Source organism: Tepidimonas alkaliphilus, from assembly GCF_007556595.1.
Classification (GTDB): domain Bacteria; phylum Pseudomonadota; class Gammaproteobacteria; order Burkholderiales; family Burkholderiaceae_C; genus Tepidimonas; species Tepidimonas alkaliphila.
The window spans coordinates 45,306-65,489 of record NZ_VJNB01000001.1 but is presented as its reverse complement, the minus strand read 5'-3'; the positions used below and the strand labels follow the sequence as shown (position 1 = coordinate 65,489).

The following is a 20,184-nucleotide window of genomic DNA, read 5'->3' as shown; positions in this document are numbered from 1 at the left end:
GCCATGCGCGCAGCTCCCGCACCCCGCGAACCCACCCCAGCCGTTGCGGCGCAGGCGCGCCCGTGGCGACACCTCGGCGCGGCCTTGGGTCTGGCGCTGGGCACGGCGGCGGCGCTGGCGTTGGCGGCCACCGCGGCGCTGCTGCTGTGGGCCAGCCGGGAGGGATCGGTGGCGCAACTGCTGGCCTGGACTGCCCGCATGCTGCCGGCAGGCATGCAGCTGCAATGGCGCCAGGCCGAAGGCGCGCTGCTGCGCGGCGGGCGCATCGCCTGGCTGCAATGGCAACAGGACCGCCTGACCGTGACGGTCGAAGGTTTGCGCTGGCACTGGGCCGATGACCACTGGGCCCGGCTTGGCCGCGAGCGCCGCCTGGCTCTGGCGGAGCTGGCCGCGCAACGCGTGCGAGTCGACGACCGCCGCCCCCCCGCGCCGCTCTCCCCTCCGCCACCCGACCTGCGCCTGCCATGGCTGCAAACGGCAACGGTATCCCTTCATGTGGACGAGCTGCTGTGGGGCGCGGACGGCCATCTGCAAGGGGTGCAAGCGGATTACCGTTACCACGTCGAGCCCGCCCTAGGGCCGCAGCATATCCTGCGAGTCTTCCACGCCAGGCTGCTGAGCCAGGCGCCCTGGGGCCGCTGGGAGGCCGCCGTGGACGGCCAACTGCAGTGGCAAGCCACCGGCGCGCAAACGGTGCGGCTGCAGCTGGCGGCGCAGGCGCAGGCCACTCGCACTTCCCTGCCGCCGCAACGGCTGCGCATCGAAGCCCAGGCCGAGGGCACGTTGGCCGGCCCTGAGGCTCGGCTAACGCTGCAGGCGCAGGCGCAGCAACCAGACAGCCGCGCCGGTGCGGTGTTAAGGGCTGAGCTGGCCCCCTGGGCGGCGCAGCCGCTGAGGCGGATCGAAGCCGATCTGCACGCCCTCAATCTGGCGCTGCTGTGGCCACGGGCGCCCCGCTCCGCCCTGCACGGCTGGCTGCGCGGGCAGCCAACCGATGCCAAGCGTTGGACCTTGCAAGCCGAGCTGCGCAACCTGCAGCCCGCGCCGTGGGATCGTGGCGGGCTGCCGTTGGAGCGGCTGCGCGTGCAAGCGCATCGGCACGGCCAGGATCTGGAGCTGCCTGAGCTGCAACTGCACGTGGGCTCCGGTTTCTTGCACTTGCGCAGCCGCATGCGACTGACCTCTGTGGCCACCCCTTGGGGAGCGCTGCCGGCGCATCCCCTGCAGTTGGCGCTGCGCCTGCACGATCTGCCCCTGCCGGCGCTGTGGAGCGCCGCCCCGCCGCGGCGGCTGCAGGCCGAGGCGCAGTTGGAACCCGCCTCCACACCCAACGGGCCGCAGCGCTGGCGGGTGCAGGGGCAAGATGGCTGGCTGAGCTGGCTGGCCCGCGGGCAATGGCAGCCGAACGAGCGGCTGCAGCTGGACGACGCGCAGCTTCGCGTCGATGGCCTGCAAGCCCTTTGGGCCGGCTCGCTGATCTGGACGCGGCAAACCCTGCCGAGCCAGGCATCGGGAGCGCTCAGCGTCGAGATCGAGGATCTGGCGCGGTTGCCAGCCACGTTGCAACGTGGTCTGGCAGGACTGTCACCCCACGCTGGAGGGGCAAGCCTCGACCGCCTTCAGCGGCAGCTGACCGGCTGGCAAGGCCGCCTGCGTCTGCGCATGCAGGGCTGGCGCGGCTGGCCCCTGCTGCAGCCCGAACCCGGCCCTTGGCAGCTAGAGCTGGCGGTCGCGGGGCTGCGCCCGCCCGCCCGCGACGCCCCGGCGGCATGGCAGGTTCAGCGGGGCCAGCTCCTCCTGCAAGGGGCGGGCGCGCAGGCCCAATTGCAGGGACAGACGGAGCTGCAATGGGGCGCACGCTCGTTGGAGCTTCGGCTCGAGCCCGTCCAACTCCGCGGCCTCAGCCCCGCGCTACCCTTGGTGCGCTTGGACTCAGGGACGCTGCGCGCGCGTGCGCGTGACGTCAGCGCGGCGCAGGCCCTGCTGCGCTGGGACGCGATCGAACGCCAGAACAACGGCACTTGGCGCGGCTCGGGCCAAGTTGAGGTGGCTGCGTTGCCGGCCTGGCTGGCTTGGTGGGGGCGGCCGTGGCCGCGCGAAGCGCCGCTGCAACCCAGCGCCGACCTTGCGCTGGGCGCGCGATGGCAAATCCAACTGCAAGAGCAGGCGGCGCTGAGCTCTGCGCAGCTGCAAGGCGTGCTGGAGCGCACTGCCGGGGATCTCAAGCTGCAGCCCGACGGCCCGCAAGGCCCGCAATGGCAGGCGGGCGTGCGTCGCGCCCGCCTGCAGCTGGACGCCAGCCCCCAGCGCTGGCGAGCGGCGCTGGCGTGGGACAGCGAGCGCGCCGGCCAGTTGGAGCTGGATTTGCAGGCCGAACCCTCAACCCCCAACCCTGAGCCCGCCGCCGCGTGGTGGCCGCTGGCGCCCGAGACACGCTGGCAGGGGCGTTGGAACCTGAAAGCCCCGCCGTTGCAACTGCTCACCCCGTGGCTGCCGCCCGGCTGGCGGGTGGGAGGGCAACTACAGGGACAAGGCACCGTGGGCGGCGCCTGGGCCCGCCCGGCCCTGCGCGGCGAGCTGCTCGGCCACGACCTTGAGCTGGCGGTGCGCACGGAGGGCATCGACTGGCGCGGCGGCGTTTTGCAGGCGCGCTTGGATGAGCACAGGCTCCAGCTGGTGCAACTGCACTGGCCAAACCCCGCCGGGGAGCCCGACGGAGGTCTGCAAGGTCGCGGGCAGCTGAGCTGGACCGACGGCTGGTCCTTGGCGCAGGCCGACATCACCCTGCAAGCCCGACGCTGGCTGGCGCTGGCGCGCGCCGATCGCCGCGTGCGGCTGTCGGGCGACCTGCAGATTCGCACCCGCGCACGGCTCGTCGATGTGCAAGGGCAGCTGCAACTCGACCAGGCGCGCTGGCTGTTGCCCCCGGCAGACAAGCCGCGCTTGAGCGACGACGTGGTGGTGCGCGGGCAACCGCAGCCCGCGCGGCGCAGTCCCTGGCCGGCGGGCTGGGATGGCCGCGTTGAGCTGGCCCTGGACCTCGGCACCGACACCGAACTCCAGGGGCGCGGACTGCAAACCGGCCTGACTGGCAACCTGCGCTGGCGGCAACGCGGCGAGCAACCTGCGCGCCTCGACGGCGAGGTGCGCACTGTGCGCGGTCGCTACCAAGCTTGGGGGCAAACGCTGGACATCGAGCGCGGTCTGCTGCGCTTCAACGGGGCGCTGGACGACCCGCAACTGGACGTGCGAGCCGTGCGGCGCTTCAGCGAGCAAACGGTCGGCGTGCACATCGAAGGTCGCGCCCAAGCGCCGGTGGTGCGGCTCTACGCCGACCCCAGCCTGCCGGACACCGACATCCTGGCGTGGCTGGCGCTGGGCCGACCGCTGAGCGGGCCCGGCGCGCAAGCCGCGCTGCTGCAGCGCGCCGCGCAGGCGCTATGGGACCGCCGCGGGGGCTCGACGATGGCGGGTCTGCCCCAGGCGCTGGGGCTGGACGAGCTGACGCTGGAGCCCGGCAGCCGCGACGCCGACGGCAACGTGCGCGCCGCCAGCGTCAGCTTGGGCAAGCGGCTCTCGGAGCAGCTTTACCTGGGTTACGAACGCAGCCTGCTTGGCCTGACGGGCACGGTGTCGGTGCTCTACGACCTGTCGCGCTATTTGACGCTGCGCGGACGCGCTGGTGACGACAACGCGCTGGAGCTGCTCTACCGGCGGCGTTTCGATTGAAGCGCCCCTGCAACGCCATCCGACGCTGCCGTCCGCGCTAGCCGGCCCTGCTTGGGCTTGGACTCTGTAGCCTCATTCGCCTGCAGGTCGGTTACACTAAAAAGTTCGTTTGAAGGCAAGCCCCAATCGGCTGCACCTTTCACAGCCCGCCGTAGTTCAATGGATAGAACGGCCGCCTCCTAAGCGGCAAATCCAGGTTCGATTCCTGGCGGGGGGGCCCCCAGGCAAGCCACGGGCGCCGCCAGCGCACGGTCAACAAGCCGTCGTCTCGCCGCGGCGCAGCGCGCGGCTCAGCAGCAGCACCGGCACCAAGCCCGCCAGCACCAGCGTCAGCGCCGGCAGGGCCGCTTCGCCCAAGCGTTCATCGCGCGCCATTTGATGCGCCACCACCGCCAGCGTATCCCAGCCGAAGGGCCGCAGCACCAGGGTGGCCGGCAGTTCCTTCATGACATCCACAAACACCAGCAACGCCGCTGCCCACACCGAACGGTGCAGCAAGGGCAGATGCACGCTGGCCCACAAACGCCAGCCGCGCCGGCCCAGCAAACGCGCCGCATCGTCCAAGCTGCTGGGCACGCGGCTGTAGCCGCTTTCGAGGGATTGCAGCGCCACCGCCGTGTAGCGCACCCAATAAGCCCACAGCACCCCCAACACCGTGGCCGTCACCCACGAGGCCCAAGGCGCCTGCGGCGCCGCGGCTTGCAGCCAACCCACCGGCAGCAGCAGCCCCACCACCAACACCGCCCCCGGAACCGCGTACCCGAGCCCCACCGTGCGCACCGCCAGCCGCACCACCGGGGTTGGCCGCTGCCGCTGGGCGTATGCCAGCGCCAGCGCCCCCAGCGTGGTCAGCGCGGCGGCCATGGCCGCCAGCGTCAGGCTGTTGCGCGCCCAGCCGCCAAACGACTGCCAAGGCAGAACGTCCCAGCCTTCAATCAGCGGTCGCAGCATGAACAGCACCGGCAGGCCAAAACCCAGCCCCACCGGCAACCCGCACACCAGCCAGGCCGCCAGCGCCGCCGCGCCACGCAGCCGCACGGGGCGCGCTTCCGCAGCCGCAGCGCGATCAACCCGATTGGAGCTGTAGCGCAGCCGGCGCCGCGAGACGCGCTCCAGCGCCAGCAGCAGCGCCACCATCATCAGCAACAGCCAAGCCAACTGGGCGGCGGCCACTTGGTCATCCATCACCAGCCAGGCTTTGAACACCCCAGCCGTCAACGTTTGCACGCCAAAGTAGCTCACCACCCCAAAATCGGCCAGCGTTTCCATCAGCGCCAAGGCCACCCCGGCGACAATGGCCGGGCGCGCCAGCGGCAGCGCCACCGTCAGCAGCCGCCGTCTCAGCGGCGCGCCCAACAGCCGCGCGGCCTCCAGCAGCGCTGCGGCCCGATCGGCCAAGGCCGTGCGCGCCAACAAATAAACGTAGGGGTAGAGCGTGAAGGTGAACACCCAGGCCGCCCCCCACAGCGAGCGCACCTCCGGCAACACCCGCCCCTGTAACCCGAAGGTCTCGCGCAGCCAGGTTTGCGCAGGCCCCGAGAATTGCAAAAAATCGGTGTAGGCGTAGGCCGTCACATACGCCGGCATGGCCAGCGGCAGCAGCAGCAGCCACTGCGCGCTGCGGCGGCCCGGAAAGTCAAACACCGTCACCGTCAGCGCCGTGACGCTGCCCACCAGCGCCACCCCCAAACCCACCATCACGCACAGCGCCAGCGTGGCGCCGGCATAGCCCGGCAACGTGGTGGCGGCCATTGAACGCAGCACGCTCCAGGAAGCGTCGTTCCAGCTCAACGCCGCCACCAGCAACGCCAACACCGGCAAGGCCAGCACCGCCGCCAGCAAGGCCAACGCCGCTGGGACGAACCAGCTGCGACCGACGGCGGCGTACGCCGGGGCCTGCCGGGCCGCACGCCACCATGACAGCGCTGAACGAGCAACCATGCCTGCTTGCAGTGAATGAGAATGCACATTATCTACAATGTCGAATCATGTTTCTCAAACTGGAGCACGCGCGACTGCGTTACCCGGGCAGCCCCCGCGCGGCCCTGGATGACGTGTCGCTGGCTCTGCCAGCCGGAGCCCTTGGGGTGCTGCTCGGCCCGTCGGGCTGCGGCAAAACCACGCTGCTGCGTGCGCTGGCGGGGCTGGAGCGCTTGGACGAAGGCCAGCTCACGCTGGAGGGTCAGACCGTGGCCGCCCGCGGCGTGCATTGGCCCCCGGAGGCGCGCCGCATCGGCATGGTGTTTCAGGACTACGCGCTGTTTCCGCACCTCTCGGTGGCGGACAATGTCGGCTACGGTCTGCACCGCTGGACGCGTCTGCAGCGGCAGCAGCGCGTGGCGGAAGTGTTGGCGTTGGTGGGGCTGCAGGGCTACGAGCGGCGCTACCCGCACGAACTCTCCGGCGGTCAACAGCAGCGGGTGGCGCTGGCGCGGGCCTTGGCGCCACGGCCCCGCCTGCTGCTGCTGGACGAGCCCTTTTCCAGCCTGGACGTCGATCTGCGCGAGCGGCTGGCGCAAGAGCTGCGCACCATCCTGAAAGCCGCCGGCATCACCGCCCTGTTCGTCACCCACGACCAGATGGAGGCGTTCGCGTTGGGTGACCTGATCGGAGTCATGCACGAAGGCCGGCTGCATCAGTGGGACGACGCCTACACGCTCTACCATCGCCCTGCCACGCGCTTTGTGGCCGAGTTCATTGGGCATGGCGTGTTTGCGCCGGCGCGCATCGTGGCGCGCGGCGAGCGCGTGGTGGTGCAAACGCCGCTGGGCGAATTGGAGGATATTGCCGAATGCCCGCTGCCCAGCGCCTTCCCGGACGGCCTTTGCGAGGTGCTGCTGCGCGCCGACGACATCGTGCACGACGACGCCTCCCCGTTTCGCGGCGAAATCGTGCGCAAGGCGTTTCGCGGCGCGGCGTTTCTCTACACCGTGCGGCTGGCCGACGGGCAACTGCTGCAGGTGCAAGTGCCGTCGCACCACGACCACGCCATCGGCGAGTGGATCGGGCTGCGCGCCGCGGTCGATCATGTGGTGACCTTTGCCCGCGGCGCCAGCGCCGCCAGCCCGCCCGCCCTTAACAGCCCGCAACCGCCGACGTCGGCCCGCTAGGCTGCAGTCCCATCGAGCGAAGGCAGCGTCGTTGGCGGGTCACCCCGCCGGCAGCGAGGCCGACCAGGGCGCGGCGGCAGCGCTGCGCGGGCGCGGCAACAGCTCGCCCAACGCGCGGCAAACGGTTTCGTGTTTGGCATCGACCAATTCCGCCAGCACCCGCAGCGGCGGCAGACGCCCGCGCAGCCCGGCCAGCCCACGCCCGTCGCCCAGCACGTCGGGGCGCTCCAGACATTTCAGCAGCGTAGCCAAGCGCTGGCGCACCGATCCGGTGCGCAGCAGCGCCATCGCATGGGCACGCTCCGGCTGTTGCAACAGCGCTTCGATCAACCAGGCGGCGCGCTGCGTCTCGTCGGCAGCCAGCCAGGGCCCCTGCAACACGACAGGGGTGATGGCCGTGGCGCGCCAGCCGTGCGGCTGCCCGGCCAACGCGTCAATGCCCAGCCAGTCGCCCGGCTCGGCCAGCATCACCAACAGAGGGCCATCCCGTCCAACACGGTCAAGCCGCAGCAGACCGCGCACCACCCGCCAGGGACCGTCGCGCCCTCCCACATCAAAAACGATCTGTTGCGGCGCCAGCGCCACCACCGAAGGCGGGGCAAGAGGCCGCGATTGAAGGTCGCTGGTTGACATGGTCGCTGCGATCGGCTTCAAGGCAAGCTGTCCAAATACCACTGCCGCACGCGCGCGAACTGCTCTGGCGTCAGCGTCGAGCGCACAAAATCGGCACAGCGCTCGCGCGCCTGCAGGTGCTCTTGCTCGGCCTGCACGAGCTGCTGGCGCAGCTCGTCACGGCGCGCGGGCGGCGCCGCCTCCAAAATCGCCATCCGCAGCTGCCCGCGCAGCTCGCGAATGCGCTGGGTCAGCGCGACGCGGCGCGGCATCGCGTCTTTGCGAAACTGCTCCAGCGCCTGGCGCTGCGCGTCGGTGAGGCCCAGCTGCGCCTCGTGCTTGAGGAGCAGCGGCATCAGCTCCACGATCGGCGTGGACTCATCGACCACGCTGCTGCGCGCCAGCGCAGGGGCGCTGGCCATTGCGCCAGCCGCCAGCAGCAGCGCTGCGATCAAGGCGCGGCTGGCGTGACGACCCGCGCGCACGGTCTTGATAACGTTCATCGCAACCCTCCTTCCCCCACGTCAGTGACGGTGACCGCCATGGCCGGCCTGCCCGCCGCCCATGCCGCCAGCGGGCGCGCCCAGCGCCATCACCTTGGCTTGCACCTCTTGGCGCACGCGTTGGCCGGCGGCGTTTTCAAACACCAGCGTCAGCGGCACCGTTTCGCCGCCGGCCAGCGGGCGCTTCAGATCCATCAGCATCACGTGGTAGCCGCCGGGCTTGAGCTCCACCGGCCGGCCGGCCGGCAGCGCCAGCCCCGGGATGGCGCGCATGCGCATCACGTCGCCGTCCATCGCCATCTCGTGGATCTCGACGACGCCGGCCACCGGCGACTCGCCGGCCACCAGGCGCATGTTTTCCGGCGCGGTCAGGCGCATGAAGGCGCCGGTGGCTTTTTGCTGCGCCACCGTGCCGCGCACCCAGGGATCTTCCACTTTGACGGTTTGCGCCCAGGCGGCGGCGGTCAGCGCCAGCAGCGCCACGGCAGCGGATTGAAGCAGTGTGCGGGTCATGGTCATTCTCCTGAAAAAAGAGGAAGTTAAGAGGACGATTGACGCGCCCGGCGTCACGGACGCAGCGTCATCCGGCGCTTTCGCGCAGCAGCCATGCGATGTCGTGCGCGTAGTCGTCGGCGGTTTGTTCGTGCTTGAGCACGATGCGCAAGCGACCTTGCGGATCGATCAAATACGTCTGCGCCGAGTGGTCCATGGTGTAGCCGCTGCCGGTGGGCACCTTGGCGTAATAGACCTTGAATTCACGCGCGGCGGCCGCGATCTCCTGCGGCGTGCCGGTCAAGCCCAGGAACGAAGGGTGAAAGGCGGCCAGGTATTCGCGCAGCAGCTCAGGCGTGTCGCGCTCGGGGTCAACCGTGACGAACAGCAGCTGCACGCGCTGGGCGTCTGGCCCCAAGCGCTGCATGACCTCCACGGTGCGCGCCAGGGCCGTCGGGCAGACGTCAGGGCACTGCACAAAGCCGAAATACAGCATCACGACTTTGCCGCGAAAGTCTTGCAGCGTGCGACGCTGCCCGTGCTGGTCGGTCAGCTCCAGCGTCTTGCCGTAAGGCGCGCCGGTCACGTCGATGCCGCGCAGGGCATCCTTCGGGCCGCCACGCTCGCAGCCAGCCAGCCACGGGGCGATCGCCATCATCAGCGCGACGGAGACGCCGCGCAGCCAGCCGCGGCGAGCCCCATTCGAAAGGGAAACACCATTCATCAACCCACAGCCTCCTTGACACCAGGCAAGCCAACGGCGCCGCGCTGAACCCCTCAGCGTGGGCCGAGCGCGGCTGCATGCGCGCTGCCCTGGGGCTGCAACCCCAGCGGTGGCGCCGCGTCAAAGAAAGCGAGGGGGCGCGTGCGGCTGAGGGTGCCACCACAACGCCAACCTGGACGCCGGCGAAGCGGTCGCCCACGCCGGCCAAGCCATGCCGGATTCGCGGGACGGCGCAGGCCATCCTTCCGGAGGCGGCGGCAATCCTGGCCCTGCATGCAGCAGGCACCAGTCGCACGACGTCATCGTCGCTGCAGCCCCGTCATCAGGCGCGGCTAGGCCGGCGTCCAACGACACCCACGCCATGCCGGTGCTGGTGCAGATTTGCACCCGCTCGTCGGCGCGCGGCGAGCCCACCCACGCCTGGGCCAATGCCGGCGCCAGCGCGGCCCACAGCAGCGCCAGCGCGACCAGGCCCAACAGCCCACGGCGATGACCCACGTTGATGTTCACAATGTGCATTGTAGTCATGACCGCCGGCGACGTGGGCTCGCTACACTCGGTGCTCATGGTGGCCTCTTTCGCTTTTGTTGGCGGTAGGCCCCTGACCCCTTTGGGGTCTGCGTCGTTCACCGTCCACCCACGCTGCGCTCCATGCCATGACCCCCGCCGAACAAGCCCTGCGCGACGCCGCGCTCGAATACCACCGCAGCCCCACGCGCGGCAAGGTGTCCGTCACGCCGACCAAGGCGCTGTCCAACCAGCGCGACCTGAGCCTGGCCTACTCCCCCGGCGTGGCCTATCCGTGCCTGGAAATCGCCGCCGACCCGCGCAAGGCCGCCGAGTACACCAGCCGCGGCAACCTGGTCGGGGTCATCACCAACGGCACCGCCGTGCTGGGCCTGGGCGACATCGGCCCGCTGGCCGGCAAGCCGGTGATGGAGGGCAAGGGCTGCCTGTTCAAGAAGTTCGCCGGCATCGACGTCTTCGACATCGAGCTCAACGAGAAGGATCCGGACAAACTCGTCGAGATCATCGCCGCGCTGGAGCCGACGCTGGGCGGCATCAACCTGGAGGACATCAAGGCGCCGGACTGTTTCTACATCGAGCGCAAGCTGCGCGAGCGGCTGAACATCCCGGTGTTTCACGACGACCAGCACGGCACCGCCATCATCGCCTCGGCGGCGCTGATCAACGCGCTGGAGCTGGTCGGCAAGCAGATCGGCGAGGTGCGCATTGCGGTGAGCGGCGCCGGCGCCGCCGCCATCGCGGTGCTGGACCTGTTCGTGGCGCTGGGCGCGCGGCCCGAGCTGATCACCGTCTGCGACTCCAAGGGCGTCATCCACACGCAGCGCGAGGACGCCCTGGCCGGGCGGCTGGACGAATCCAAGCAGCGCTACTGCCGCGCCACCGACGCGCGCACGCTGGCGGACGCGGTGCGCGGCGCCGACGTGTTCCTGGGCTGTTCCACCGCCGGGGTGCTGAGCGCCGAGATGGTCAAGACAATGGCCGAACGCCCGATCATCCTGGCGCTGGCCAACCCGGAGCCGGAGATCCGCCCGGAGGTTGCCAAGGCCGCGCGGCCCGACTGCATCATCGCCACCGGGCGCAGCGACTACCCCAACCAGGTCAACAACGTCCTGTGCTTTCCCTACATCTTCCGCGGCGCGCTCGATTGTGGCGCCACCCGCATCACCGAGACCATGAAGCTGGCCTGCGTGCGCGAGATCGCGCAGCTGGCCAAGGCCGAGATCAGCGATGAAGTCGCCGCCGCCTACGCCGGGCAGGAGCTGCAGTTCGGCCCCGACTACCTGATCCCCAAGCCGTTCGACGCGCGGCTGATCCTGCGCATCGCGCCGGCGGTGGCGCAGGCGGCGGCGGAGTCGGGCGTGGCCACGCGCCCGATCGAGGATCTGGACGCCTACCGCGAAAGTCTGCAGCGCTTCGTCTATCAGACCGGCATCCTGATGCGGCCGATCTTCGCCGTGGCCAAGCGGCAGCAGCCGCTGGCGCGCGTGGCCTACGCCGACGGCGAGGACGAGCGCGTGCTGCGCGCGGCGCAGCTGGCGCTGGAGGAAGGCATCGCGCGGCCGATCCTGATCGGCCGGCCGGCCGTCATCGAGGCGCGCATCCGCCGCGCCGGCCTGCACCTGCGGCTTGGGCTGGACGTCGAGAACGTCAACCCCGAGGACGACCCGCGCTTCCGCCAGTACTGGGAGGCCTACCACCAGTTGATGAAGCGCGACGGCGCCACGCCCGAGGTCGCCAAGGCCGCCGTGCGCCGCTCCAACACCATCATCGGCTCGCTGATGGTGCACCTGGGCGATGCCGACGCGCTGATCTGCGGGCTGGTCGGCACCTACACCACGCACCTGGAGCGCATCGACGCCGTGCTGGGCCGCGCGCCCGGGGCCACGCTTTACGCCGCGCTCAACGCCGTCAACACCGACCGCGGCCCGATCTTCATCACCGACACCTACGTGCACGAGGACCCCAGCGCCGAGCAGCTGGCCGAGATCGCCTGGATGGCGGCGCAGCAGGTGCAGCGCTTCGGCATCGTGCCGAAGGTGGCGTTTCTGTCGCACTCCACCTTCGGGCAGTCCAAGCGCGCCAGCGCGCGCAAGATGCGCACCGCGCGCGACCTGTTCGTCGCCGCGCACCCGGAGATCGAGTGCGACGGCGAGCTGCATGGCGATGCGGCGCTGGAGCCCGAGATCCGCGCGCGCTTCCTGTCCGATTCGACGCTGTCGGGCAGCGCCAACCTGCTGGTCTGCCCGAACCTGGATGCGGCCAACATCCTCTACAACGTCATGAAGACCACCACCAGCGGCGGCGTGACGGTCGGCCCGATCCTGATGGGCGTGCGCGCACCGGCCTACATCCTGACGCCGGCGGCCACCGTGCGCCGCGTGCTGAACATGACCGCGGTGGCCGCCGCCGCGGTGCAGCGCTGAACCGCGGCTGGCCGCGCCGATGGGCTGGCAGGCACGGCTGAAGCTGCACGGCAGCGCCGTCAGCGGGCGCAGCCGGCTGGCGTTCGCGCACGAGGGGCCGCTGCGCGTGCTGCAGACGCTGCACCCGGAAGGCCCGGCGGTGGTGCACGCGGTGCTGGTGCACCCACCGGGCGGCCTCGTCGGCGGCGACGAGCTGGCCATCGACGTGCAGGTCGGCCCCGGCGCGCACGTGCTGGTGACCACGCCCGGGGCGACGCGCTTCTACCGCAGCGACGGCGCGCCGGCGGCGCAGAAGGTGCGCGCGCGGCTGTCCGACGGCGCGCGGCTGGAGTGGCTGCCGGCGGAGACGATCGCCTACCCCGGCTGCCTGGCGCGCAACGCCTTCGACGCCGAGCTCGCCCCGGGCGCGCAGCTGCTGGCGTGGGAGGTGTGCGCGCTCGGCCTGCCGCAGGCCGGCGCGCCGTTCGCCGCCGGCGTGCTGCACCAGCGCATGGCGGTGGACGACGTCTGGCTCGACGAAGGGCGGCTGGAGGCCGCCGATCGCTGGCTGCTGGACGGCGGCCCCGGCCTGGCGGGGCGGCGCGCCCTGGGCACGCTGGTGCTGGCCCGCGGCACGCCGTGGACCGAGGCCGAGCGCGAGCGGCTGCTACAGGCCGTGCGCGCGCAGCTGCCCGCAAGCCTCGAGCCGGTGGCCGCCGGCGCCACCTGCCCGCACGAACGGGTGCTGGTGGTGCGCGGGCTGGCGGAGGTGGTGGAGCCGCTGATGGCGCTGTGGCAACGCCTGCGCGCCGTGCTGCGCCGGCAGGCGTGGGGCCTGGAGGCCCCGCCGCTGCGGCTGTGGCGGGTTTGATCCGCTACAGCGCCACCATCGCACGCACGCCGTGGGCGTCCATCTCGTCGCCGCTGCCGCTGGCCACCACCGCGCCGCGCTCCAGCACCACGTAGCGGTCGGCCAGCTCGCGTGCGAAGTCGTAGTACTGCTCGACCAGCAGGATCGCCATCGGCTCGCCGTCCAGCCCCTGGCGCGCCAGCTGGCGCAGCACGCGGCCGATGGCCTGGATGATGTTGGGCTGGATGCCTTCGGTCGGCTCGTCCAGCACCAGCAGGCGCGGGCGCGCCGCCAGCGCCCGCGCGATCGCCAGCTGCTGCTGCTGCCCGCCGGAAAGGTCCCCGCCGCGGCGGCCCTGCATCTCGGCCAGCACCGGAAACAGCTCGAACAGCTGCGCCGGCAGCGCGGTGCCGGCGGGGCGGCTGGCCAGCCCCATCAGCAGGTTTTCGCGCACCGTCAGGCGCGGGAAGATCTCGCGCCCCTGCGGCACGTAGCCGATGCCGCGGCGCGCGCGCTCGTGCACCGGTTGGCCCGCCAGCTCCGCGCCGTCGAAGGCGATGCGGCCCTGGCGGATCGGCACCAGGCCCATCAGGCTCTTCAGCAGCGTGGTCTTGCCCACGCCGTTGCGGCCCAGCACCACGGTGATTTCGCCCGCGCGCGCCTGCAGGCTGACGCCGCGCAGCGTGTGCGAGCCGCCGTAGTACTGATGCACGTCCTCGATCACCAGCATGACCGTCAACGCCCCAGATAGACCTCGATGACGCGCTCGTCGCGCGCCACCTGCTCGAACGAACCTTCGGTGAGCACCGCGCCGTCGCACAGCACGGTGACCTTGTCGGCGATCGCGCGCACGAAGCCCATGTCGTGCTCCACCACCACCAGCGTGTGGCGCCCCTTGAGCTTGAGGAGGAGCTGCGCGGTGCGCTCGGTCTCGTCGTCGGTCATGCCGGCCACCGGCTCGTCCAGCAGCAGCACCTTGGGCTCCTGCGCCAGCAGCATGCCGATCTCCAGCCACTGCTTCTGCCCGTGGCTGAGCGTGCCGGCGGCTCGTCCGGCGGCGTCCTCCAGGTGGATCAGCGCCAGCAGCTCCTGCAGGCGCTGGCGCTGCGCGGCGCCGAGGCGGAAGGTGAGGCTGGCGCGCACGCGCTTGTCGCCCGCCAGCGCCAGTTCCAGGTTTTCCCACACCGTCAGCGGCTCGAACACCGTGGGCTTCTGAAACTTGCGCCCCACGCCCAGCGCGGCGATCTGCGGCTCGCGGTAGCGCAGCAGGTCGATCGTGCTGCCGAGGAAGACGCTGCCGCGGTCCGGGCGCGTGCGGCCGGTGATGACGTCCAGCATCGTCGTCTTGCCGGCGCCGTTGGGGCCGATGATGGCGCGCAGCTCGCCGGGCGCGATGTCGAGGCTGAGGCCCTTGAGCGCCTTGTAGCCGTCGAAGCTGACCTGCACGTCGTCCAGGTAGAGGATGCGGCCGTGGCTGGTGTCGATGGCGCCGGGCGCGACCGGGTGGGCGAAGGCCGCGGCACGCCCGCCGCTGGCGCCTTCGGACTCGGCGCGGCGCTGCGCACGCTGCCAGCGCTCGGCGCCGCTTTGCAGCAGATCCGGGGTCATGCGCCCCCCTCCCCGCGCGGCGCGCGGCGCACCCAGCGCCGCCACAGGCCGACCAGCCCCTGCGGCATCCACAGCGTCACCGCCACGAACAGCGCGCCCAGCGCGTACAGCCAGACCTCCGGCGCCACCACCGTCAGCCAGCTCTTGGCGCCGTTGACCGCGAACGCCCCGACGATCGGGCCGATGAGGGTGCCGCGCCCGCCGACCGCCGTCCACACCGCGATCTCGATGCTGGCCGCCGGACTCATCTCGCGCGGGTTGATGATGCCGACCTGCGGCACATACAGCGCCCCGGCCAGCGCGCACATCACCGCCGACAGCGTCCAGATCGTGAGTTTGTAGGGCAGCGGGTCGTAGCCGCAGAACATCACGCGCCCCTCGGCGTCGCGGATCGCCTGCAGCACGCGGCCGAACTTGCTGGCCACCAGCCAGCGCGCCAGCAGGTAGCAGCCGATCAGCGTCAGCCCCGTGACGACGAACAGCGCCACGCGCGTCTCCGAGGTCGTGATCGGAAAGCCCAGGATGCGCTTGAAGTCCGTGAAGCCGTTGTTGCCGCCGAAGCCCGTCTCATTGCGGTAGAACAGCAGCATCGCCGCCAGCGTCAGCGCCTGCGTGATGATCGAGAAATACACCCCCTGGATGCGCGAGCGGAACGCGAAGTAGCCGAACACCCACGCCAGCAGCCCCGGCACCAGCACGATCAGCACGAGCGTGGCCGCAAAGCTGTGCGACAGCGCCCAGTGCCACGGCAGCTCCTTCCAGTCGAGGAAGACCATGAAGTCCGGCAGCTCGCTGCCGTAGTGGCCGTCGGTGCCGATCTGGCGCATCAGGTACATGCCCATCACGTAGCCGCCCAGCGCGAAGAACAGCCCGTGCCCGAGGCTGAGGATGCCGGTGTAGCCCCAGATCAGGTCCAGCGCCAGCGCGCAGATGGCGTAGCACATGATCTTGCCGAGCAGCGTGATCCAGTGGTCGCTCAGGTGCCAGACGCTGTCGGGCGGCACCGCGAGGTTGAGCAGCGGCGCCACCCCGGCCACCAGCGCGACGGCCAGCCACAGCGCGCGCGCCTGCGGCGCCAGCAGCCGCGGCCCGTGCGCGCTGGCCGGCTGCGGCCCTGCGGTCGATGCGGCGGTGTTCATGCCTGCCTTCCTTTCAGCGCGAACAGCCCCTGCGGCCGCTTCTGGATGAAGATCACGATCAGCACCAGCACGGCGATCTTGGCCAGCACCGCGCCGGCCCAGCCCTCCAGCAGCTTGTTCAGCAGCCCCAGCCCCAGCGCCGCCAGCACCGTGCCGGCCAGCTGGCCGACGCCGCCGACCACCACGACCATGAAGGAGTCGATGATGTAGGCCTGCCCCAGGTCCGGCCCGACGTTGCCGATCTGGCTCAGCGCCACCCCGGCCAGCCCCGCCACGCCGGAGCCGAAGGCAAACGCCAGCGCATCGACGCGGCCGGTCGGCACGCCCATGCAGGCCGCCATCGGGCGGTTCTGCGTCACGCCGCGCACGAACAGCCCAAGCCGCGTGCGCGCCAGCACCCACGCCACCGCCGCCAGCACCAGCGCCGCGAACACCAGGATCGCCACCCGGTTCCACGGCAGGACGAGCCCCCCGGGCAGGGTCAGCGCCCCGCTGAGCCACGCGGGGTTTTCCACCGTGACGTTCTGCGCGCCGAACAGGCTGCGCACCGCCTGCATCAGGATCAGGCTCAGGCCCCAGGTGGCCAGCAACGTCTCCAGCGGCCGGCCGTAGAGGTGCCGGATGACGCCGCGCTCGATCGCCGCCCCGACCAGCGCCGCGGTCAGGAACGCCACCGGCAGCGCCGCCAGCACGTACCAGTCGAACCACTGCGGCCACAGGCGCGCAAACAGCTGCTGCACGACGTAGGTGGCGTAGGCGCCGACCATGATCAGCTCGCCGTGCGCCATGTTGATGACGCCCATCAGGCCATAGGTGATCGCCAGCCCCAGCGCCGCCAGCAGCAGGATGGAGCCGAGGCTGAGCCCCGTGAACACCGTGCCGCCGATTTCGGCCAGCGCCAGCGTGCGCTCCAGCGCCTGCTGCGCCTGGCGCAGCGCCTGCGCCACCGCGGGGTCGGTTTCTTGCGCGCGCTGCTGCTGCAGCAACGGCAGCGCCTGCCGCTCGCCGCTGCCGCCCAGCACCCCGGCGGCGACGCGCCGGCGCGCCGGATCGGCATCGGCCAGCTCCACCGCCGCCAGGGCCTGCGCCAGCAGCGCCGCGGCGCGTCCGTCCAGCGGCGGCTGGCGCTGCGGGTCGAGCGCCGCGCGCAGCAGCGGCGCGAACGCTTCGTCCGGCTCCTCCAGCAGGGCGCGGCGCAGCGTCGCGGCGGCGGCGCGCTGGCGCTGCGGGTCGGCTTCCTGCAAATCCAGCGCCGCCAGCGCCAGCGCCAGCGCCGCGCGCAGCCGGTTGTTCAGCAGCGGCGCCTCGGCCGCGGGCGGCAGCGGCTCGGGCGCACCGCTGTCGGCGCGCACCGCGCTGCCGTCCGGCTGCTCGATCCAGACCTGCCCCTCGAGCACGCGCACGCGCTCGTCCTGCAGCGCACGCAGCAGCGCCGCTGCCGCCGGATCCGGCGCGGCGGCCAGCTGCGTGATGGCCTGCACGCGCTCGGCCACCGTCCCCTCGGCCACCGCCAGCGCCTGCTCCGGCGTCAGCGCCGGGGCCAGCCGCGGCAGCAGCAGGCCCAGCACGGCCAGCAGCGTCGCCGCCCCATGCCGCCATGCGCGCATCGTCATCCCCTGCCCTCCCGCCGGCGTCAGGCCTTCTCCGGCACGTCCTTCTTCTTCTCGTTGCCGGGGATGAACGGGCTCCACGGCTGGGCGCGGATCGGCCCCTTGGTCTTCCAGACGACGTTGAACTGACCGTCGGCGCGCACCTCGCCGATGAACACCGGCTTGTGCAGGTGGTGGTTGCGCTCGTCCATCTTGACCTTGAAGCCGCTCGGGGCGTCGAAGGTCTGCCCGGCCATGGCCTCGATGACCTTGTCGGTCTCGGTGCTCTTGGCCTTCTCCACCGCCTGCTTCCACATGTGGATGCCGATGTAGGTGGCCTCCATCGGGTCGTTGGTCAGCGGCTTGTCCTTGTGGCCCGGGATGTTCTTGGCCTTGGCGTAGGCGGCCCACTTCTTGATGAAGGCGTCGTTGGTCGGGTTCTTGATCGACATGAAGTAGTTCCACGCCGCCAGGTGCCCGACCAGCGGCTTGGTGTCGACGCCGCGCAGCTCTTCCTCGCCGACGCTGAAGGCCACCACCGGCACGTCGGTGGCCTTGAGGCCCTGGTTGCCCAGCTCCTTGTAGAACGGCACGTTGGAGTCGCCGTTGATGGTGGAGATCACGCAGGTCTTCTTGCCCGCGGCGGCGAACTGCTTGATCTTGGCGATGATGGTCTGGTAGTCGCTGTGGCCGAACGGCGTGTACTCCTCCATGATGTCCGACTCGGGGATGCCTTTGGACTTGAGGAACGCGCGCAGGATCTTGTTGGTGGTGCGCGGATACACGTAGTCGGTGCCGAGCAGCACGAAGCGCTTGGCGCTGCCGCCGTCCTTGCTCATCAGGTATTCCACGGCGGGAATCGCCTGCTGGTTCGGCGCCGCGCCGGTGTAGAAGACGTTCTTGCTGAGCTCCTCGCCCTCGTACTGCACGGGGTAGAACAGCAGGCCGTTCAGCTCCTCGAACACCGGCAGCACCGACTTGCGGCTGACCGAGGTCCAGCAGCCGAACACCGCGGCCACCTTGTCCTGCGTCAGCAGCTGGCGCGCCTTCTCGGCAAACAGAGGCCAGTTGGAGGCCGGATCGACCACCACCGGCTCGATCTTGCGCCCCAGCACCCCGCCGGCGGCGTTGATCTCGTCGATGGTCATCAGCGCGATGTCCTTGAGCACCGTCTCGGAGATCGCCATCGTGCCCGACAGCGAGTGCAGGATGCCGACCTTGATCGGCGCGTTGCCTTGCGCCCGCGCCACCCAGGGGCCGAAAGCGGCCATCGCGGCGGCGGCGGACAGGGCCTTGAGCGTGGAGCGACGTTGCATCATGGTGGTTCTCCGCAGGTTGGGAAGCGACGGGAGGGATCAAACGCCCCCCATGCTAGGCACCGCGCGCCGCCGCGTCTGTACGCCAGATGGCGTAGGGCGCCTCAACCGCCGCGCTGGGCTTTGCGCTACGATGCGCCCCGTTGCTGCGGTCACCAAGACCTTTCAATCCCTAGAGAGCAGCGCGCCCTTAGAAAACCCCAAGCGATGACGCGGGCTTACTCTTTCTCACCTGACGAGCTGGCTGACCTGTTGGCACGCGTGGCCCTGCATGACGCCGGCGCGCTGCGGCGGCTTTACGACGGCACCGCAGCCCGGCTGTTCGGCGTCATCCTGCGCATCCAGCCTGATCGTGCCGCCGCCGAAGACGCCCTGCAAGAAACGTATCTGGCTGTCTGGCAGCAGGCGCAGCTCTATCGAGCCAGCTTGGGGCATCCCTGGGCTTGGCTGCTGACCCTTGCCCGCAACAAAGCCATCGACAGCTTGCGCGGCGCGCGTCCCGTCGTGTCCCTCGAGAACACACCGGCAGCGGCTGCGGCCACTGCCGCCGGCGAGACGCTCAGCGACGACGAGCCAAGCGATCCAGCAGTCGCTTGGGCGCAACACGACGGCGGCGAAGAGGTCTGGCACCAACGACGCACGCAACGGCATCTGCACGACTGCTTGCAACAACTGCCGCCGGTGCAGCGCCAAAGCGTCATCTTGGCCTACATGCATGGCCTGAGCCACCTGGAGCTCGCGCAACACTTGCGCGCGCCGCTGGGCAGCGTCAAAAGCTGGGTGCGACGCGCCCTGTTGGGTTTGCGCGACTGCCTGCAGCAAGTCGGACATCCCACCGTATGAACATCCTGCGCGAACCGTTGGCCGAGCAATTGGCCGGCGCTTACGTCATCGGCACCTTAAGGGGAGGCGCGCGACGCCGTTTCGAGCGCCTGATGGTCGCCCATCCGCTGTTGCAAGCGCATGTGTTACGCTGGCAACAGCGCTTCAGCGAACTGGCGCCGGCGCCGCGAGAGGCGCCGCCGGCGGCGGTTTGGGATCGGATCGCCGCTCGGTTAGCTGGTCTTGCGGCCCCACCGCCTGCTGTGGCTCGTCCGTCAAGACGGCTGCGAGCATGGTTGTGGCCTGCTTGGGCTGCCGTCGCCACCGCGGCGGCCATCAGTCTGGCTGTGGTCGCCTGGCCCTTGCGACCGCAGGATCCTTTGGGGGCCACCGTAGCCATCCTGCAACCCGCCGAGCCTGACCCCGCCGCTGGCGTCATCGTCGTCACGCAGCCCTCTGCGCAAGTCTGGCAGGTGATCGTGCCGCGTCAGGCCGACCCGGGTCCGCAGCGCAGTTGGGAGCTGTGGGCCGTGCCGGTGGAGGGACAGCCGATCTCGCTGGGGCTTGCCCCGCCAGGCCACGCAACCCCCGTGCGCACGCCCCCGGGCGAGGTGGCGTTCAAAGCCTTGGCTGTCAGCCTTGAGCCGGCGGGGGGATCGCCCACCGGCACGCCCACCGGGCCCGTCCGCTACCTGGCGCCGTGGCCATCGGCGCCGGCGGCAAGCCAAAACCCTACTTAATGAAAGGTTTTGCATCCAAA

Annotated in this window: 17 protein-coding genes and 1 tRNA gene; 7 read left to right on the top strand and 11 right to left on the bottom strand. The window is 70.8% G+C overall.

All coding sequences use genetic code 11. From position 1 onward, the window contains the following. The first annotated feature begins 3 nt into the window (after positions 1–3). Positions 4–3,729 (top strand): translocation/assembly module TamB domain-containing protein, encoded by a 3,726-nt coding sequence (locus Talka_RS00310; RefSeq protein WP_143889041.1) that lies wholly within the window; start codon positions 4–6, stop codon positions 3,727–3,729. A 145-nt stretch (positions 3,730–3,874) separates the two neighbouring features. Next, positions 3,875–3,946: transfer RNA gene (locus Talka_RS00305), tRNA-Arg, on the top strand. A 35-nt stretch (positions 3,947–3,981) separates the two neighbouring features. Here the strand turns inward: Talka_RS00305 and Talka_RS00300 are convergent. Further along, positions 3,982–5,670, bottom strand: coding sequence for an ABC transporter permease (locus Talka_RS00300; RefSeq protein ID WP_143889040.1), 1,689 nt, complete (start codon positions 5,668–5,670; stop codon positions 3,982–3,984). A gap of 47 nt (positions 5,671–5,717) precedes the next feature. Between Talka_RS00300 and Talka_RS00295 the strand changes: the two genes are divergently transcribed. Then, on the top strand, positions 5,718–6,839 hold the full coding sequence (locus Talka_RS00295) for an ABC transporter ATP-binding protein (RefSeq protein WP_143889039.1): 1,122 nt from the start codon (positions 5,718–5,720) through the stop codon (positions 6,837–6,839). 39 nt (positions 6,840–6,878) lie between these two features. Here Talka_RS00295 and Talka_RS00290 read toward each other — a convergent pair whose 3' ends face one another. The 5 genes from Talka_RS00290 to Talka_RS00270 all read right to left on the bottom strand — a co-directional run bounded on the left by Talka_RS00290 (position 6,879) and on the right by Talka_RS00270 (position 9,680). Continuing rightward, positions 6,879–7,472, bottom strand: coding sequence for a cyclic nucleotide-binding domain-containing protein (locus Talka_RS00290; RefSeq protein WP_143889038.1), 594 nt, complete (start codon positions 7,470–7,472; stop codon positions 6,879–6,881). A gap of 17 nt (positions 7,473–7,489) precedes the next feature. Then, complete coding sequence (locus Talka_RS00285; RefSeq protein ID WP_143889037.1) at positions 7,490–7,954, bottom strand: Spy/CpxP family protein refolding chaperone; 465 nt, start codon at positions 7,952–7,954, stop codon at positions 7,490–7,492. A gap of 21 nt (positions 7,955–7,975) precedes the next feature. Next, entirely contained in the window at positions 7,976–8,473 is a 498-nt protein-coding gene (locus tag Talka_RS00280) for a copper chaperone PCu(A)C (protein WP_143889036.1), read from the bottom strand. 61 nt (positions 8,474–8,534) lie between these two features. Beyond that, complete coding sequence (locus Talka_RS00275) at positions 8,535–9,170, bottom strand: SCO family protein (RefSeq protein ID WP_246100501.1); 636 nt, start codon at positions 9,168–9,170, stop codon at positions 8,535–8,537. A 120-nt stretch (positions 9,171–9,290) separates the two neighbouring features. Then, positions 9,291–9,680 carry a DUF2946 family protein gene (locus Talka_RS00270; RefSeq protein WP_185970004.1) on the bottom strand — a complete coding sequence of 130 codons (390 nt, stop codon included), beginning with the start codon at positions 9,678–9,680 and terminating at the stop codon, positions 9,291–9,293. 146 nt (positions 9,681–9,826) lie between these two features. Here Talka_RS00270 and Talka_RS00265 point away from each other — a divergent pair, with 146 nt between their 5' ends. Together Talka_RS00265 and Talka_RS00260 are read left to right on the top strand one after the other, a co-directional pair. After that, the gene (locus tag Talka_RS00265) at positions 9,827–12,121 is read left to right on the top strand and encodes an NADP-dependent malic enzyme (RefSeq protein ID WP_143889034.1); all 2,295 of its coding nucleotides are present in this window, start codon (positions 9,827–9,829) and stop codon (positions 12,119–12,121) included. Between the two features lie 19 nt (positions 12,122–12,140). Further along, positions 12,141–12,971, top strand: coding sequence for an urease accessory protein UreD (locus Talka_RS00260; RefSeq protein WP_143889033.1), 831 nt, complete (start codon positions 12,141–12,143; stop codon positions 12,969–12,971). Between the two features lie 4 nt (positions 12,972–12,975). Here Talka_RS00260 and urtE read toward each other — a convergent pair whose 3' ends face one another. From urtE to urtA, 5 genes are read right to left on the bottom strand one after another with little or no spacing between them, the layout of a single operon-like run. Further along, the gene (urtE, locus tag Talka_RS00255; RefSeq protein WP_143889430.1) at positions 12,976–13,680 is read right to left on the bottom strand and encodes an urea ABC transporter ATP-binding subunit UrtE; all 705 of its coding nucleotides are present in this window, start codon (positions 13,678–13,680) and stop codon (positions 12,976–12,978) included. 5 nt (positions 13,681–13,685) lie between these two features. Further along, the gene (gene urtD / locus Talka_RS00250; RefSeq protein WP_143889032.1) at positions 13,686–14,558 is read right to left on the bottom strand and encodes an urea ABC transporter ATP-binding protein UrtD; all 873 of its coding nucleotides are present in this window, start codon (positions 14,556–14,558) and stop codon (positions 13,686–13,688) included. Further along, complete coding sequence (urtC, locus tag Talka_RS00245) at positions 14,555–15,697, bottom strand: urea ABC transporter permease subunit UrtC (RefSeq protein WP_143889031.1); 1,143 nt, start codon at positions 15,695–15,697, stop codon at positions 14,555–14,557. The genes urtD and urtC overlap by 4 nt, the downstream gene beginning before the upstream one ends. Continuing rightward, on the bottom strand, positions 15,694–17,304 hold the full coding sequence (gene urtB / locus Talka_RS00240) for an urea ABC transporter permease subunit UrtB (RefSeq protein WP_143889429.1): 1,611 nt from the start codon (positions 17,302–17,304) through the stop codon (positions 15,694–15,696). Before urtB ends, urtC begins: the two co-directional genes overlap by 4 nt. Before the next feature lie 26 nt (positions 17,305–17,330). Beyond that, positions 17,331–18,602, bottom strand: a complete 1,272-nt coding sequence (gene urtA / locus Talka_RS00235) for an urea ABC transporter substrate-binding protein (RefSeq protein ID WP_143889428.1) — start codon at positions 18,600–18,602, stop codon at positions 17,331–17,333. A 207-nt stretch (positions 18,603–18,809) separates the two neighbouring features. On the opposite strand from urtA, the gene Talka_RS00230 reads away from it, so the two are divergent. Together Talka_RS00230 and Talka_RS00225 are read left to right on the top strand one after the other, a co-directional pair. Further along, positions 18,810–19,445, top strand: coding sequence for a sigma-70 family RNA polymerase sigma factor (locus Talka_RS00230; RefSeq protein ID WP_143889030.1), 636 nt, complete (start codon positions 18,810–18,812; stop codon positions 19,443–19,445). Then, the gene (locus Talka_RS00225; protein WP_143889029.1) at positions 19,442–20,164 is read left to right on the top strand and encodes an anti-sigma factor; all 723 of its coding nucleotides are present in this window, start codon (positions 19,442–19,444) and stop codon (positions 20,162–20,164) included. Before Talka_RS00230 ends, Talka_RS00225 begins: the two co-directional genes overlap by 4 nt. The last annotated feature ends 20 nt before the right edge of the window (positions 20,165–20,184 follow it).